We start from the raw sequence: 15,040 nt of genomic DNA, 5'->3' as shown, positions 1-15,040 counted from the left end.
AGAGGGGCCCGGCCCGCATCGATCATATTGGGGGAGGAACGCTTAGGTGCAAGGGGCGGACCCCGACGCAACATTTTATTACAAATGGGTGGGCGCACAGGGAGGATTGACCCCTGCGCCGCTTCGCGCCATCGCTTTGCGCCATGTCCGATGACCAGCATATCACAGCGCCGCTGCGCCTGTTCAACAGCCTGACCCGCACGATCGAAGCCTTCGCGCCGATCGAGGACAATCATGCGCGTGTCTATAGCTGCGGCCCGACCGTCTATAATTATGCGCATCTGGGCAATTTGCGCGCCTATGTCTTTACCGACACGCTACGGCGGACCTTGCTGTGGAAAGGGCTGTCGGTCACCCATATCATCAACATCACCGATGTCGGCCATCTGACCAGCGACGCGGACGCTGGTGATGACAAGATGGAGGCGGCGGCGCGCGCCAGCGCCAAGAGCATCTGGGACATTGCCGCCCATTACACGCAAGCGTTCAAACAGAATATCGCCGACCTCAACATCCTCGCGCCGAGCGAATGGACGGTCGCCACCGACTATGTGCCGCAGATGATCGCATTTGCTGAGAAAATCGCTCCTGATCATTGTTACGAACTAGACAGTGGGCTCTATTTCGACAGCGCGACCGTGCCCGATTATGGCGCGCTGGCCGGTGGGCGGGACGATGCTGCGCACGCCCGGATCGATCCGGTCGCGGGCAAGCGCAATCCGTCCGACTTCGCGATCTGGCGCAAGTCTCCGCCCGGCGAACAGCGGCAGATGGAATGGGACAGCCCTTGGGGGCCGGGCGCGCCGGGTTGGCATCTGGAATGTTCGGTGATGAGCCAAGCGCGCCTTGGTCACCCGTTCGATATCCATACCGGTGGCATCGACCATCGCGAAATCCATCATCCCAATGAGATTGCCCAAAATCAGGCCTTTCATGCCTGCTGCGGGCCGGATGTCGATGCGGCGGAAGCCGGGTTCACCGGCGCGCGCTGGTGGATGCACAATAATTTCCTCGTTGATCGCAGCGGCAAGATGAGCAAGTCGAAGGGCGGTTTCACCACCCTCTTCAGCCTGATCGACGCAGGCGTGCATCCGCTGGCCTATCGCCTGCTGTGCCTGGGCGCCCATTATCGCAGCGAACTGGAATTCAGCGCGGAGGGTGTCGGCGCAGCGCTGACCCGTTTGAAGCGGCTGGTCATGGGCGTGGAGGGTCTGAAGGCCCGCGCTGAAGGGGTGACGTGGCAATCGCCCCGGCTCGACTATCTGCGCGCCAATATGCACCCCAAGCTGGCACCGCTGCTGGAGCAATTTGACGCAGCGATCAGCGACGATCTGATGACGCCGCGCGCACTGCCGCTACTGGAAGAGGCGATCGCGCTCAAGAAAGTGCCGGTGGATGAGAAACTCTGCCTGATCGCGGCCTTCGACGCGGCGCTGGGCCTCAACCTCATGACCCTCACCCGCGCCGACCTGCGCGTCCAGCCCAAGGATGCGCTGATCACGCCGGAGGAGATTGACGCGGAACTCGAACGCCGCGACGCCGCCCGCGCCGACAAGGATTTCGCTCTGTCGGACGAGATACGCGACGCCCTGATCGCGCGCGGGGTCGATGTGATGGACGGCGATCACCTGTGCTGGGACTGGCGTCTGACCCTGGCGTGACATCCCGGCCCACACGCTTGTAACTTGACGCCAAAGCCTCCGCGCCCGCAAAGCATGTCGCAGGGGCAGAGTCGGGGGACGGGCGATGGGGCTTTGGGCAGGCAGGATAGCCATGATGCTGGCGCTGGCGGCGGTGCCGTCGCTGCCTGCTGCCGCCGAGACGGTCGCGGGCTTCAGTGCCGCCGATCCGCGCCACGCTCATTTGCGCGCGCTCGACCAAAAAGCGACCACGCTGTTCGAGAATGACGATTTCGCTCTGTCGATGTCGCAAAAGACCCGCGACGCCTGGGCCGCGCTGCGCGACGCGGGGATGAAGGTCAGGGTCGCGGGCCATCCGCACCCGACGGCGGGCGTCGGCCTGATCAAGCTGGGGTCGATGGATCAGATTGAGGGCAAGAACCCCTCCGCCCTGGCCAATGTCGACAAGGGGCTGGCGCTGATCGCGCCGTTCCGCGACGCCTATCCCATCCCCTGGCTGGAAGGCATGTCGGTCAAGGGCTATGTCCAGTCCATGATCGGTGATGTCGCCGCCGGGGCGGAGACGCTGGCGCAGGCGAGCGCCTATGCCGACGGCTATTTCGCCCGTGTCGGGCCAAAGGCGCTCAGCGAAGCGGACTATATGCTCAAGTCCAACATCGCCTTTTCCCATGCGCAGGCGCTGTCCCGGCTGGGGCGCAATGGCGAGGCGGTCGATGCCCAGCGCGCCAGTCTGGAGGCGCGGACCACCAGCCTTGGTCCCAACCATCCCGACACGGTTGCCTCTACCTACACCTATGCGCAGATGCTCTATCGCGCGGCGCGGCTGGTCGAGGCGGAAAAATATGCGCGGCTGGCGGTCAACACCGCGACCGACCATGTCGATCGCAAGCATCCCAGCTATCATCGGTCGCTGGAAATGCTGGGGCTGCTGCTGGCGCGGACCGGGCGACGGGCCGAGAGCCTGGATTATATGGAGCGCGCCATCGCCATCAAGCGTGAGACGATGGGGACGAAGAGCCTCTTCTACCATTTCGGCCTCTATAATATGGCCGGCGTGCTGCTGCCGATGGAACGCTATAGCGACGCCGAACCGCTGTTTCTGGAGGCCGAGCGCGGCTTTCGGGCGGTCGAGGGGGAGAATAGCCCGCAAAGCGCCCGCGCGCTGGCCTTCGCTGCACTCGCCAGCGCGGCTTCAGGACGGCCGGACGAAGCGATCGAGCGCGCGCGCACGGCCATGGCCCGCGTCCGCACCCCGACGGCCAGCGATCGCGACATGGGCCAGCGTGTCTATCCCCTGCTGATCCCGGCGCTGATCGCCACCGGGCAAGGGGATGCTGCACGGGTCGCCGCCGCCGATTATCTGCGCGAAACCCGGCAGATCGACAATGCGCCTGCCTTTGCGCTGGCCAATGCCGCGATGCTGGCGGCCTGGGCGCTGGGGGGCGATGCCGTCGCGGCGGCGCGGCAAATGGCCGGACTGCTGCGCGAAAGCCAGTCGCTCGACGATGATGGCGACCTGAATGAAGATCAGCGCGCCGCGCTCGATACCATCCTCAAGATCGCGGTGCAGGCGCATGACCCGGCGCTGGCGCTGGACGCGATGGCGATCCTGGCGGGGTCGCGCATTGCCCAGGCCAACCGGCTGGTCGCGGAACGTCTCGTCGCCGATCCCGCCCTCGCCGCGCAGGTCCGCACCTTGCAGGACAGACTGAAGGCGCTGGCCAGCGCGGACAGCGCGTTGCTGAAGGCACTGGCGACCGACAAGGATGTCGAGGCCGCGCGCGTGGCTCGCGCCACGGTGGAGACCATCGCCGAGGCCGAACGCGCCGCCATCGCCCGCGACTATCCCCGCTGGGTCGAGGCGCGCGGCGGCGTGCGGCCCGACCTTGCGACCTTGCGCGCGGGATTGGCGCAGGATGAAGCGCTGCTGGCGGTGATGCCGGCCTTTGACGGTGTCTATCTGCTGGCGGTCAATGCCGATGGCGCGACCGTCGAACGCACGGGGCTGGGGCGCGCCGCCATGGTCGCGCTGATCGACCGGCTGCGCGGCGCGATGACCCCCAGCGGCTTCGACCGGACTGCGGCGCATAATCTCTATGCCCAGATTTTCACGCCCACGATCCTCGCCCGGCTGGGTAAGGCCAAGGCGTTGCGTATCATACCGACCGGTGCCTTCGCCTCGCTGCCCTTTGCGATGCTGCCGCAGCGGCCGGTCGTGGCGGTGGGCCGGGACACGTCCTGGCTGATTCGCCGCTTCGCGATCGAGGTGCAGCCCGGCTTTGCTACTAGCACCGCGGCACCGCAGCGGATCGCGATGCGCAACCAGAGCTTTCTGGGCGTCGGCGCGCCGGACGCCTTTGCCGCCGCAACCAAGCCAGCCACGCCCATCCTGCTCGCCGCCAACCATTATTTCCGCGGTGGCACGGCGGATGCAACTGCGCTGTCCGAATTGCCGCCGCTGCCCGGATCGCTGGTCGAGCTGCGCGCCGTGGCGGATCGCTTCGGCACCGACCGCGCCACCCTGCTGGTTGGCGCGCAGGCGAGCGAGGCGGCGCTGCGCGGACAGGATCTGGCCCCCTATTCCGTCATCCTGTTTGCAACCCACGGGCTGGTCAGCGGCCAGATGGAGGGGGTGACCGAACCGGCGCTGGTCCTGTCCCCGCCCGCCCCCGGCACCGGCGACGACGGGTTGCTGACCGCTTCGGAGGTCGCGGCAATGCGGATCGGCGCGGACTGGGTGATCCTGTCCGCCTGCAACACGGCGGCGGGCGACAGCGCCCAGGCACCGGCCTATTCGGGACTGGCGCAGGCGTTCCGCTATGCGGGAGCAGGATCGCTGCTGGTGTCGCACTGGCCGGTGCGCGACGATGCCAGCGCCTTCGTCACGCTGGAGACGGTGAAAGCCGCCAATGGGGGAACCCCGCGCGCGGTTGCCCTGCAAAGGGCGATGTTGAAACTGATGCGATCAGACCGATCCGACGCGGCCCAACCCTATATCTGGGCACCGTTCATTCTGGTCGGGCGCTGACGGCTCAGCCCGCCTCCAGCGCCGCGCCCGCTTCCATCCACACTTCTTCGGCGGCTTCCAGCTTCTTTTCCACCGCCGCGCGCTTCACCATCAACTCGCTGGTGGTCATCTTCGCCTCGGCTCCGGTCGCAGCCTTGGGATCGAACAGCACGGCGTCGATCCGTTTGCGCTCGGCGATCAGCGCCGCCATTTCCTTTTCGGCGCGTGACACGGCGTTTTTGAGCGCCTTCTGCTTTTCGCGCCATTCCGCCGCCGCCTTCTTGTCGGCCTTGCGATCCACCTTGGGCGCGTCGCTGCTGCTATTGCCGTCAGCCTTGCGCAGGACGATGTCGGTATAATCTTCCAGGCTGCCGTCGAACGGCTGGGCGGTGCCGCCATCGACCAGCACCAGCCGGTCGGCGACCAGTTCGATCATGTGCCGGTCATGGCTGACGATCACCACCGCGCCATTATAATCATTGAGCGCCTGCACCAGCGCCTCGCGGCTGTCGACGTCGAGATGGTTGGTCGGTTCGTCAAGGATCAGCAGATGCGGCGCATCGCGGGTGATGAGCGCCAGCGCCAGCCGCGCCCGCTCGCCGCCCGACATGGAGCCGACCTTCTGGATCGCCCGCTCGCCCGAAAAGCCGAACCTCCCCAGCTGCGCCCGCACCGCGCCGGGGGTCGCCCCCTTCATGACGCGGGTCATATGTTCCAGCGGCGTGTCGGTAACGTCCAGTTCCTCCACCTGATATTGGGTGAAATAGCCGACCTGCATCTTGGACGAGCTTTGCATCTGCCCTTCCATCGGCGCGAGTTGCGCCGCGATCAGGCGGGCCAGCGTCGTCTTGCCATTGCCATTACGGCCCAGCAGCGCCAGCCGGTCGTCCGGGTCGATGCGCAGATTGACCCGGCGCAGGATCGGCGTTTCGCCATAGCCGACCGCCGCCATGTCCATGGTGATGAGCGGCGGGCGCAGTTCGGGCGGGCTGGGAAAGCTGAACGCCAGCGTGGGATCTTCGATAGCCGCCGCGATCGGCTGCATCCGCGCCAGTGCCTTGGCGCGCGATTGGGCCTGTTTGGCGGTCGAGGCGCGGGCGGAGTTGCGCGCGACATAATCCTGCAACTTCTCCCGCTCGGCCTGCTGCTTGACCCGTGCCGATTCAAGCTGGGCCAGGCGCTCGGCCCGCTGCCGCTCGAACGCATCGTAGCCGCCGGGATAGAGAGTGACCTTGCCACCCTCAAGATGAAGGATGTAATCGACGACATTGTTGAGCAGGTCGCGCTCATGGCTGATGACGACCACCGTGCCGCGATAGGCTTTGAGGAAATTTTCCAGCCACATCGTCGCTTCGAGGTCGAGATGGTTCGAGGGTTCGTCGAGCAGCAGCAGGTCAGGATTGGAGAAGAGCAGGGAGGCAAGCGCCACGCGCATCTTCCATCCGCCCGAATAGCTGTCGAGCGGGCGACCCTGCATCTCCTCGTCAAAGCCAAGGCCGACCAGGATACGCGCGGCGCGGGCGGGCGCGGTATAGGCGTCGATGCTTGTCAGCCGCTCATAGATATGGCCAAGGCGATCGGGATCTTCGGTATGCTCCGCCTCCGCCATCAGCGCGGCGCGTTCCTTGTCCGCCTCCAGCACTGTCTCGAACGGGGTCGCCGTGCCGCTGGGGGCTTCCTGCGCGATATAGCCCAGCCGCGTGTCGCGTGGCATGTCACAACTGCCATCGTCAGGATCGAGCTGGCCGATCATGACCTTCATCAGCGTGGACTTGCCCGCGCCGTTGCGCCCGATCAGGCCGACCCGGCTGCGCGGGGGAAGCGCCGCGCTGGCGCGGTCGAGGATGATGCGGCCACCAAGGCGCACGGTGATACCGTTAAGATTGAGCATGGGCGCGCTTTAGCAGGAAGCCGCGCGCAGGGAAGGGGGTTGCGCCCCTATCTCAAATCTCCACCTGCGAACCCAGTTCGACGATGCGGTTGGTGGGCAGCTTGAAGAAATCCATCGGGCTTTCCGCATTGCGGATCATCCAGGCGAACAGTTTTTCCCGCCAGATCGCCATACCGGGCCGTTGCGACGCGATCAGCGTCTGGCGGCTGAGGAAATAGCTGCTGTCCGCCACCCGGATCGGCCCGCCACAGTCGCCGACCGCCTTGAGCGAGGCGGGAATATCCACCTCCTCCATGAAACCATGGCGCAGGATCAGGCGGTAAAAGCCATCGCCATGATCCACCACCTGAACCCGGCCATCGAGCGGCAGATGCGGCACGCCAAGCGTGCGTACTGTCAGGATGATGTTGCGTTCATGCAGGATGCGGTTGTGCTTCACATTGTGGAGCAGGGCCGGCGGCACGCCTTCGGGCGTGGATGTCAGGAAGATCGCAGTGCCCGGCACCCGCGGCAGCGAACTGCGCGTCGACCGGATGAAAAGATCCAGCTCCATCGCTCCGTCGCGCAGCCGTTCCCGCATGATCCGCCGCCCGGTGGCCCAGGTGGTCAGGATGACGAAAGCCACCGCCGCCACCAGCAGCGGGAACCAGCCGCCATCGGGAATCTTGGTCGCGTTGGAGGCGAAATACAGGCCATCAATGACCAGGAACAGGCCGGTGAGGCCGCCCGCGAGCAAGGGATGCCAACGCCATACTGCGAACGTCAGCACCCCCATCATGGCGGTGGTGATGACCATCGTGCCGGTCACCGCGATACCATAGGCGGCGGCCAGATTAGTCGAGCTGCCAAAGCCCAGCACCAGCAGGATGACCAGGATCAGCAGTACAATGTTGACCAGCGGCAGGTAGATTTGCCCCGCCGCGCTGGCGCTGGTGTGCAGGATACGCAGACGCGGCAGGAAACCCAGCTGCACCGCCTGTTGCGTCACAGAAAATGCCCCGGAAATCACCGCCTGGCTGGCGATGATCGTCGCCAGCGTAGCCAGGATCACCAGCGGCAACCGCGCCCAGTCCGGCGCCATCAGGAAGAAGGGGTTGGCCGCCGTCGCCGGATCGTCCAGCATCAGCGCCCCCTGCCCCATATAGTTGAGCAGCAGGCACGGGAGGGCAGCATAGAGCCAGGCCAGGCTGATCGCCTTGCGCCCGAAATGGCCCATATCGGCATAGAGCGCTTCGGCCCCGGTCACCGCCAGCACTACCGATCCGAGCGCCAGGAAAGCCAGCTTTGGATCGAGCGTAAAAAAATGCACGGCATAGAGCGGATTGACGATCCCGATAATCTCCGGGTGCCGCCACAAATTGGTGATGCCCAGCACCGCCAGCACCAGAAAATAGACGACCATCACGGGCCCAAACAGCGCGCCGACCTTCGCGGTGCCGTGGCGCTGGATCAGGAACAGGCCGATCAGGATCAGGATGGCGATGGGCAGCACCAGCGGCGTCAGGCTGGCCTGCACCACGGTCAACCCTTCCACCGCCGACAGCACCGAAATGGCGGGGGTGATGATCGCGTCGCCATAGAAGAGCGCGGTCGCCAGCACGCCCAGCATCGCGATCGCCGGCGTCCAGCGCGTCTCCCCCATGCGCCGCCCGATCAGCGCCAGCAACGCCATGCTGCCACCCTCGCCATGATTGTCGGCACGCATGACGATGAACACATATTTGACCGTGACGACCAGCATCATGGTCCAGAAGATCAGCGACAAGACGCCATAAATATGCAGCGGATCGACGGCGAGCGGATGATGGCCGACAAAACTTTCCTTGAGCGCATAGAGCGGCGACGTGCCGATATCGCCGAACACCACGCCCAGCGCCCCCAGCGCCAGCGTGGGCAGGCCAGCCTGCGGTCCGTTATGCTCGGCCGATGCCGCCTCGGCCAATATCCCGTCCGCTTGCGATTGCATCGCCATATGTCCTTGTTCCACCCGTTACCGCCGACATGACATGGAAATACATTCGATCTCCACGGCAGGAACGGCGCTTTGGCATAGTATCTGCGTATGATTTTGCGCCATAGCATGGCTATACGTACCAATTCCTACGCAATTTCAACGCGGCCTGCCCGTTCCCGCTCTCGTTTTGCTATGCGGTCATCGGTAAATGAGATGCCTCCTTGTTCGACATTGCAGAGGCTGGTTTTCATGTCCCATTGGCATCCCCGTCCCGCCGCGCGGATCGGCCTGCGCCTGCTTGGCCTTGGCCTGATCGCCAGCCTTGGCCCGCAGGGGCGGCTGCTGCACCAGCTGGTCGACCGGTCGGTTGGCGTCACATTGGCGCAGTTCACGGTCGCCGCCAGTGCCTTTCTCAGCGCCAGCCTGGGGATGACGCTGCTGCTGCTGGGACCCGATCTCTGGAAACCGGTGCGTGTCGCCCCGCGCTGGACCCGTCGCGATCCACCGACGCGAATGCCGGGAAGGCGTGCCTGAACCACGCACCAATTTTCCTCTTGCAAACGTTTGCCTAATCACTATATGCATCCTCCATGGCCCGAAACCACCGACAGGTTTGGGTCCAAAAGAGCATTTCGGTCAGGTGCCCATCTGGCTGGAATTGGGGAGGAAGGCGCCGGCAGGACTGCACGCTTGAGGGCGCCTTCCTTCTCGCCCTGAGAGGAAGCCTGAGAGAATGAGCAGCTGGACCGCAGCGCATGTCGCCGCCATCGCGCCCAACGCGTCGACCGCGCCGATGATCGGCGCGCATCATGTCCGTCCGGTTGCCGACAATCTCGACATTTGGGATGCATGGCCGGTGCAACAGCGTGACGGGACGCCGATCACACTGGCGGACGGCGCGCAGTTGTGGATGGCGCTGGCCGCCCCGCATTTCCCCGACCCGGACGAGCGCCATGGTCATGCGCGGATCCATCTGTTCCATTTTCTGGACGAGCGCTGGTCGCATGTCGGCGTGGCGATGCCGGATGGGTTTTCGCCTGGCAGCCGCGAATGGTCCGGTTCGGCGATATGGGATGAGGCCAGCGGCGACATAATCCTTTATTTCACCGCAGCGGGTCGCAAGGGCGAAGCCGCACCCAGTTTTGAACAGCGGATGTTCAGCGCCCGCGCCCGTCTTACGGAGGCTGGTGGGCTGACGGACTGGCACGATTTGCGAGAGATCGTCACGATCGACCCGGATCATTATATGTCGACCCGCGAGGGGGGTGGCATCGGCACGATCAAGGCGTTCCGCGATCCCGCCTATTTCCGCGATCCCGCCGATGGCCGCCACTATCTCTTCTTCGCCGCGTCGCAGGCCGGATCGGCCAGCGCCTATAATGGCGTGGTCGGCATGGCGCGCGCTGATCCGGCGACCCCGGATGACTGGGTGATCGCGCCGCCGCTGTTGTCGGCTGATGGCCTGAACAATGAACTGGAACGGCCGCATATGGTCGTTCATCAGGGAAAATATTATCTCTTCTGGTCGACCCAGCGCCATGTGTTCAATTCTGACGGCCCGACCGGTCCCACCGGTCTTTATGCGATGGTAGCCCCGGCGGTGTCTGGTCCCTGGCGACCGGTCAACGGCAGCGGACTGCTGTTCGCCAATCCGGCCGCTGCCCCGGCGCAAAGCTATAGCTGGATGGTATTGCCGGACCTGAGCGTTACCAGCTTCATCGACAATTGGGGTGGTGGTAAGGCGCGCCGTTTTGGCGGCACTTTTGCGCCCTTCCTGCGCCTCTGGCTGGACGGGGATTGCGGAGGGGTCGCGGCATGAGCGGCCCGCTGGTCGCCGGGGTTGAGCTGGGCGGCACCAAGATGGTGGTGCTGCGGGCGCGCGGGCGGGAGATTGTCGATCGGGTGACGATCCCCACCACCAGTCCGGCGGAAACACTGGGCGCGGGGGTGGAACTGCTGACCCGCTGGCAGGCGGAAGAGGCGTTCGCGGCGCTGGGCATCGGGTCGTTTGGCCCGCTGCGGCTGGACCGAAACGCAGCCGATTTCGGCCATATGTTGCCTACCCCCAAACCCGGCTGGACCGGCGCGAATATTTACGGCGTGCTGATCGCTGCCCTGCCCTGCCCGGCGGCGATCGATACCGACGTCAACGGCGCGGCGCTGGCCGAGGCGCGCTGGGGGGCGGGCGCGGAAGCGGACGCGCCGTCCGATTGCTTATGCTACTTGACGATCGGCACTGGCCTGGGCGGCGGTTTTGCGCTGCATGGCAAAGCGCTGCATGGCGCGATGCACCCGGAACTGGGGCATATACTGATCCGCCGGGCGCCGGGCGACAGCTTCGCGGGTGCCTGCCCCTTCCATGGTGATTGTATCGAGGGGCTGGTGAGCGGCCCGGCGCTGGCGGCGCGCTTCGGTGTGCCGGGCGACAGAATTGCGGCGGACGATCCGCGCTGGGACGATGTGGCGCATGACATCGCCCAACTGGTCGGCACGATATTGCTGACGACGGCGGCACGGCAAGTGCTGATCGGTGGTGGCGTGGGCATGGGCCGGGCCGACCTGCTCGACCGGGTGCGGGCAAAGGTGGTCGCGCAGCTTGGCGGCTACCTGCCCTTTGTCGATGCCGGCAGCATTGCCACGATCGTTCGGACGCCGGTGCTGGGGGATCAGGCCGGGCCGCTGGGCGCGGTCGCGCTGGCGATGGATCTGATAAACCGACAGTGAGCCGGACATATGTGAAGGGAAAAATCGTCCCGGACAGCCTTTGGCGCGTGCAGTTCGCCGCATGGCTGTCCGGGATTACAGCGTTGTGTGCATTGGAGAGGGCATGACAACGCTGTCCAGGCATATTAAGCAGATTCCCGCGCCCAGTTCAATCGCCTTTTTTTTCAAGTCATGCGTCGATCGCGCCTCAGCCCGCAAACAGGTTGGTCGGCATACCGCACACGCCGCTATCGACTTCGAAGAAGCCGCCGTCAAAGGGCGTCGCGTCCAGGCCGATCGCCGCGGAGCTGACGAACATGCGGTCCAGATCGGGTCCGGCGAAGGTGATGTTGGTGACCTGCCGCGCGGGCAGATCGATGGCGCGGTCGAGTGCGCCGTCGGGCGTAAAGCGGCTGATTCGTCCGCCGCCCCAATGGGCGACCCAGATATGCCCGTCCGCGTCCACAGTCATGCCGTCGGGATAACCGTCCGCATCGGTGAAACGGATGAAGGGCTGGCGATCGGCGATCCCGTCGGCCGTCCGGGTGAAGCGATACATGACCCGACGCGACGTATCGCTATGGTAAAGCCATTTGCCGCAGGGCGAGAAGGCCGGGCCGTTGGTGACGCGATAACCGCTGTCCATTTGCTGCCAGCGCAAATCGGGGGCGAGGCGATAGAGCGATCCGCTGTCGCGCTCTTCCTCCATGTCCATCGTGCCGCACCAGATATATCCGTTCGCATCGGCCTTGCCATCATTCATGCGGTTATAGGACAGGTCAGGTTCCGGGTCGCCGATGGGCGTGATGGTCAACGGGTTCAGGCTGACCGCGGCAAAACCGCTCTTGAAGCCGCCGATAAAGCCGCCGCCCGCGCGCTCGGCCACCCAGCCCAGCGGTTCGGGCATCACCCAGCGTTCGACCGCGCCGCCGTCAAGCGACAGGCGGTTGAGCGCGGGCGCAAGGATATCGACCCAATAGACCGCATTGTCGCGCGCCGACCAAAGCGTCCCTTCGCCCAGCGTGTCGGCCACATCGCGTTCGATCATCCGCCATTGTGCCATGGGTCAGCGCTTTACCGAAAGGCGATAGACCATCGCATGATGATAGGGCTTGCCCGGATCAACCCGCGCCGACACGAAATGGGGCTTGTTGGGCGCGTCGGGGAATTTCTGCGGCTCCAGCGCGATGCCGTCGCCCATACGGTAGAGATGCCCGCCCTTGCCGACCAGCGTGCCGTCCAGGAAATTGCCCGCGTAAAATTGCACCCCCGGCTCGGTCGTCAGCACCTCCAGCACCCGGCCCGATGCCGGATCTTCCAGCCGCGCGGCCAATTCCGGCGTCTTTGTCACGCCCTTGTCCAGCGCCCAATTATGGTCATAGCCGCGCCCGGCAACGATCTGCGGATCGCGCCCGTCGCGAATGCCGTCAGCGACGCGACGGCGGGCGCGAAAATCAAACACGCCACCGTCGACCGGCTTCAATTCGCCGGTCGGGATCAGCGCGCCATCGACCGGCGTATAGGCCTTGGCAGGAATGGTCAGCAGATGGCCGAGCGCACCGTCGGGCGATCCTTCGCCTGCCAGATTGAAGATCGCGTGGTTGGTCATGTTGACGATCGTGGGCTTGTCGGTTTTCGCGTTGAATGTGATGCCGAGATTACCCGCTTCGTCCAGCGTATAGGTGACGCTGCTGTCCAGCTTGCCAGGATAACCCGAATCGCCATCCGCGCTGGTCAGCGTCAGCACCAGCGTTGCGACCGGTCCGCTCTTGACCGACGCGACTTTCCAGACCTGCTTGTCAAACCCCTTGCCGCCGCCGTGCAGCGTGTTGGTCTTGTCGTTGAGCGGCAATTGATAGGTTTTGCCGTCGAGCGAGAAGGCACCGCCCGCGATCCGATTGGCATAGCGGCCCACGGTCACGCCGAAATAATTGGGATGATCGACATAGTCTTTGAGGGCATCATAGCCGAGCAGCACGTCCGCGATCTTGCCATCCTTGTCCGGCGCAGACAGCGACTGGAGCGTCGCGCCATAGGTCAGGATTTTCGCCGATACGCCCTGCTTGTTGGTCAGGCTGATCACCTCCACCCCTGATCCGTCCGCCAGCGTGCCGGCGGGCGCGCGGCTGGCTTCGGCAGCGAAGGCGGACACGCTTGTCAGTGCCAGCGCAACTGCGTATGACAGCGTTGTTTTGATCGTAGCGACGTTGCGCATGGGGCTTCCTCTGGTGACCGTGACCCATTGACGGGTCGTTTCAGGGAATATACTCAGACAAAATAAGCGGATGCAACCCCTCAAGCGGCTGTGCCGCACTGGAATTTTACGGAGACGGATGAATGGCAGGACCAGTTTCCTCGACCGCCGCGCCGACGGTGACGCATAATCCCGGCACGCGCTACGGCCCGGCGCTTGGCCTGCTGGCCAGCCTGTTTTTCATGTGGGGCTTCATCACGGTCATCAACAACACGCTGCTGCCGCATCTGCGCAGCGTGTTTGACCTGAGCTACACCCAGACGACGCTGATAGAATCGGTCTGGTTCATCGCCTATTTCTTTGCCTCCATCCCGTCGGCCAAGCTGATCGAGCGGGTCGGCTACCAGAAGTCGATGGTGACCGGGCTGCTGATCATGGCGGCGGGCGCAGCGGGCATGACGCTGGCGGCATCCATCCCCTCCTATGGCGTGACTTTGGTCATGCTGTTCGTCATCGCCAGTGGCATCACTTTGTTGCAGGTCGCGGCCAACCCCTATGTCGCGGTGGTCGGCAAGCCCGAAACTGCCTCTTCGCGCCTCAATCTGGTGCAGGCGATGAATTCGGCGGGCACGATGCTGGCGCCTTTGTTCGGCGCCTATCTGATCCTGGGCCGATCAAAGGGCGGCACGGCGCAGGGCGATGTCGTCCTCACGCCAGCCGAACGTCTGGCCGACGCGCAATCGGTGATCCTGCCCTATATCATCGTTGCCGTCATTTTGGTGGTGCTGGCCGTCATCATCGCCCGTTTCCCGCTGCCCGCCATGGGCAACGCCACATCGCGCCACAGCAAGGAAGAGCGCAAGAAGCACTCGCTCTGGGCGCATCGCAATCTGGTGTTCGGCATCCCGGCGATCTTCATCTATCTGATCGCGGAAATCGGCGTCGCCAACCTGTTCGTCAATTTCGTCAGCCAGCCCGACATCGCCAATCTGACCCATGAGCAGGCGGGCAATTATCTCAGCCTCCTGTGGGGCGGGATGATGGTCGGCCGCTTCGCCGGCTCTGCGATCATGCAGAAATTCGATGCAGGCCATGTGCTGGCCGCCTTCTCGATCGGCGCGTTCATCGTCATGCTGGTGACGGTGTTCACCACCGGGCCGATGGCAATGTGGGCGCTGATCCTGGTCGGGCTGTTCCACTCGATCATGTTCCCCACCATCTTCACGCTGGGGATCAAGGGGCTTGGGCCGCTGACCGAGGAAGGATCCGGCCTGCTGATCATGGCGATCGCCGGTGGCGCGCTGGTGGTGGTGCAGGGCAAGCTGGCGGATGAATATGGCCTGCAATGGTCGTTCCTTCTGACCGCAGCGTGCGAACTCTACATCCTGTTCTACGCGCTATGGGGATCGAAAGTGACCCATGCGCTGCCCGACCAGCCGGTCGCGGAATAAGCGGAATAAAGCCGAGGGTCGCACTTCGGAAAAAAGGCCGGAGCGGGGTAACCTGCTCCGGCCTTTTTTTTCATTCACCACAACCTCCGTTCGTTTCGAGCGAAGTCGAGCATCTGTCTTGTTGGTCAAGCATGGATTGGGGACCAAGTTCGATTTTCGGCAACGAGGCGATTGGCGAGGACGACGATTTTTCTAGCGAC

The 15,040-nt window shown here is 64.4% G+C and carries 10 protein-coding genes; 6 read left to right on the top strand and 4 right to left on the bottom strand.

Annotation, left to right across the window (positions count from 1 at the left end; genetic code table 11):
• Positions 1–143: 143 nt before the first annotated feature.
• Positions 144–1,661 carry a cysteine--tRNA ligase gene (locus Q0D44_RS04825; RefSeq protein ID WP_294133267.1) on the top strand — a complete coding sequence of 506 codons (1,518 nt, stop codon included), beginning with the start codon at positions 144–146 and terminating at the stop codon, positions 1,659–1,661.
• 115 nt (positions 1,662–1,776) lie between these two features.
• Positions 1,777–4,668 (top strand): CHAT domain-containing tetratricopeptide repeat protein, encoded by a 2,892-nt coding sequence (locus Q0D44_RS04820; RefSeq protein WP_366009070.1) that lies wholly within the window; start codon positions 1,777–1,779, stop codon positions 4,666–4,668.
• 4 nt (positions 4,669–4,672) lie between these two features.
• On the opposite strand, the gene Q0D44_RS04815 is transcribed toward Q0D44_RS04820, so the two are convergent.
• Both Q0D44_RS04815 and Q0D44_RS04810 read right to left on the bottom strand, forming a co-directional pair.
• A complete protein-coding gene (locus Q0D44_RS04815) occupies positions 4,673–6,538 on the bottom strand; it encodes an ABC-F family ATP-binding cassette domain-containing protein (protein ID WP_294133262.1) in 1,866 nt (621 codons plus the stop codon).
• Between the two features lie 52 nt (positions 6,539–6,590).
• Positions 6,591–8,420 carry a potassium transporter Kup gene (locus Q0D44_RS04810; protein WP_294133947.1) on the bottom strand — a complete coding sequence of 610 codons (1,830 nt, stop codon included), beginning with the start codon at positions 8,418–8,420 and terminating at the stop codon, positions 6,591–6,593.
• A 321-nt stretch (positions 8,421–8,741) separates the two neighbouring features.
• Between Q0D44_RS04810 and Q0D44_RS04805 the strand changes: the two genes are divergently transcribed.
• The 3 genes from Q0D44_RS04805 to Q0D44_RS04795 all read left to right on the top strand — a co-directional run bounded on the left by Q0D44_RS04805 (position 8,742) and on the right by Q0D44_RS04795 (position 11,216).
• On the top strand, positions 8,742–9,026 hold the full coding sequence (locus tag Q0D44_RS04805) for a hypothetical protein (RefSeq protein WP_294133259.1): 285 nt from the start codon (positions 8,742–8,744) through the stop codon (positions 9,024–9,026).
• Between the two features lie 199 nt (positions 9,027–9,225).
• Entirely contained in the window at positions 9,226–10,311 is a 1,086-nt protein-coding gene (locus tag Q0D44_RS04800) for a glycoside hydrolase family 68 protein (RefSeq protein ID WP_294133256.1), read from the top strand.
• Positions 10,308–11,216 (top strand): ROK family protein, encoded by a 909-nt coding sequence (locus Q0D44_RS04795; RefSeq protein ID WP_294133253.1) that lies wholly within the window; start codon positions 10,308–10,310, stop codon positions 11,214–11,216. The genes Q0D44_RS04800 and Q0D44_RS04795 overlap by 4 nt, the downstream gene beginning before the upstream one ends.
• A 187-nt stretch (positions 11,217–11,403) precedes the next feature.
• Here the strand turns inward: Q0D44_RS04795 and Q0D44_RS04790 are convergent, their stop codons facing one another.
• Positions 11,404–12,258 carry an SMP-30/gluconolactonase/LRE family protein gene (locus Q0D44_RS04790; RefSeq protein WP_294133250.1) on the bottom strand — a complete coding sequence of 285 codons (855 nt, stop codon included), beginning with the start codon at positions 12,256–12,258 and terminating at the stop codon, positions 11,404–11,406.
• A gap of 3 nt (positions 12,259–12,261) precedes the next feature.
• Entirely contained in the window at positions 12,262–13,410 is a 1,149-nt protein-coding gene (locus Q0D44_RS04785; protein ID WP_294133240.1) for an aldose epimerase family protein, read from the bottom strand.
• Positions 13,411–13,532: 122 nt separating this feature from the next.
• Here Q0D44_RS04785 and Q0D44_RS04780 point away from each other — a divergent pair, with 122 nt between their 5' ends.
• Positions 13,533–14,840: a sugar MFS transporter gene (locus tag Q0D44_RS04780; protein ID WP_294133238.1), complete on the top strand. Its 1,308-nt coding sequence runs from the start codon at positions 13,533–13,535 to the stop codon at positions 14,838–14,840.
• Positions 14,841–15,040 lie beyond the last annotated feature (200 nt).

The organism is Sphingobium sp., assembly GCA_023266575.1.
In the GTDB taxonomy this organism is placed as follows: domain Bacteria; phylum Pseudomonadota; class Alphaproteobacteria; order Sphingomonadales; family Sphingomonadaceae; genus Sphingobium.
The sequence above is the reverse complement of the archived record's forward strand: the minus strand, read 5'-3'. Positions and strand labels throughout refer to the sequence as shown.

Coding starts and splice junctions, on each gene's coding strand:
- Q0D44_RS04785 (WP_294133240.1), bottom strand. CDS start 13,410: ATGCGCAACGTCGCTACGATCAAAACAACGCTGTCATACGCAGTTGCG.
- Q0D44_RS04795 (WP_294133253.1), top strand. CDS start 10,308: ATGAGCGGCCCGCTGGTCGCCGGGGTTGAGCTGGGCGGCACCAAGATG.
- Q0D44_RS04825 (WP_294133267.1), top strand. CDS start 144: ATGTCCGATGACCAGCATATCACAGCGCCGCTGCGCCTGTTCAACAGC.
- Q0D44_RS04815 (WP_294133262.1), bottom strand. CDS start 6,538: ATGCTCAATCTTAACGGTATCACCGTGCGCCTTGGTGGCCGCATCATC.
- Q0D44_RS04800 (WP_294133256.1), top strand. CDS start 9,226: ATGAGCAGCTGGACCGCAGCGCATGTCGCCGCCATCGCGCCCAACGCG.
- Q0D44_RS04820 (WP_366009070.1), top strand. CDS start 1,777: ATGCTGGCGCTGGCGGCGGTGCCGTCGCTGCCTGCTGCCGCCGAGACG.
- Q0D44_RS04780 (WP_294133238.1), top strand. CDS start 13,533: ATGGCAGGACCAGTTTCCTCGACCGCCGCGCCGACGGTGACGCATAAT.
- Q0D44_RS04790 (WP_294133250.1), bottom strand. CDS start 12,258: ATGGCACAATGGCGGATGATCGAACGCGATGTGGCCGACACGCTGGGC.
- Q0D44_RS04805 (WP_294133259.1), top strand. CDS start 8,742: ATGTCCCATTGGCATCCCCGTCCCGCCGCGCGGATCGGCCTGCGCCTG.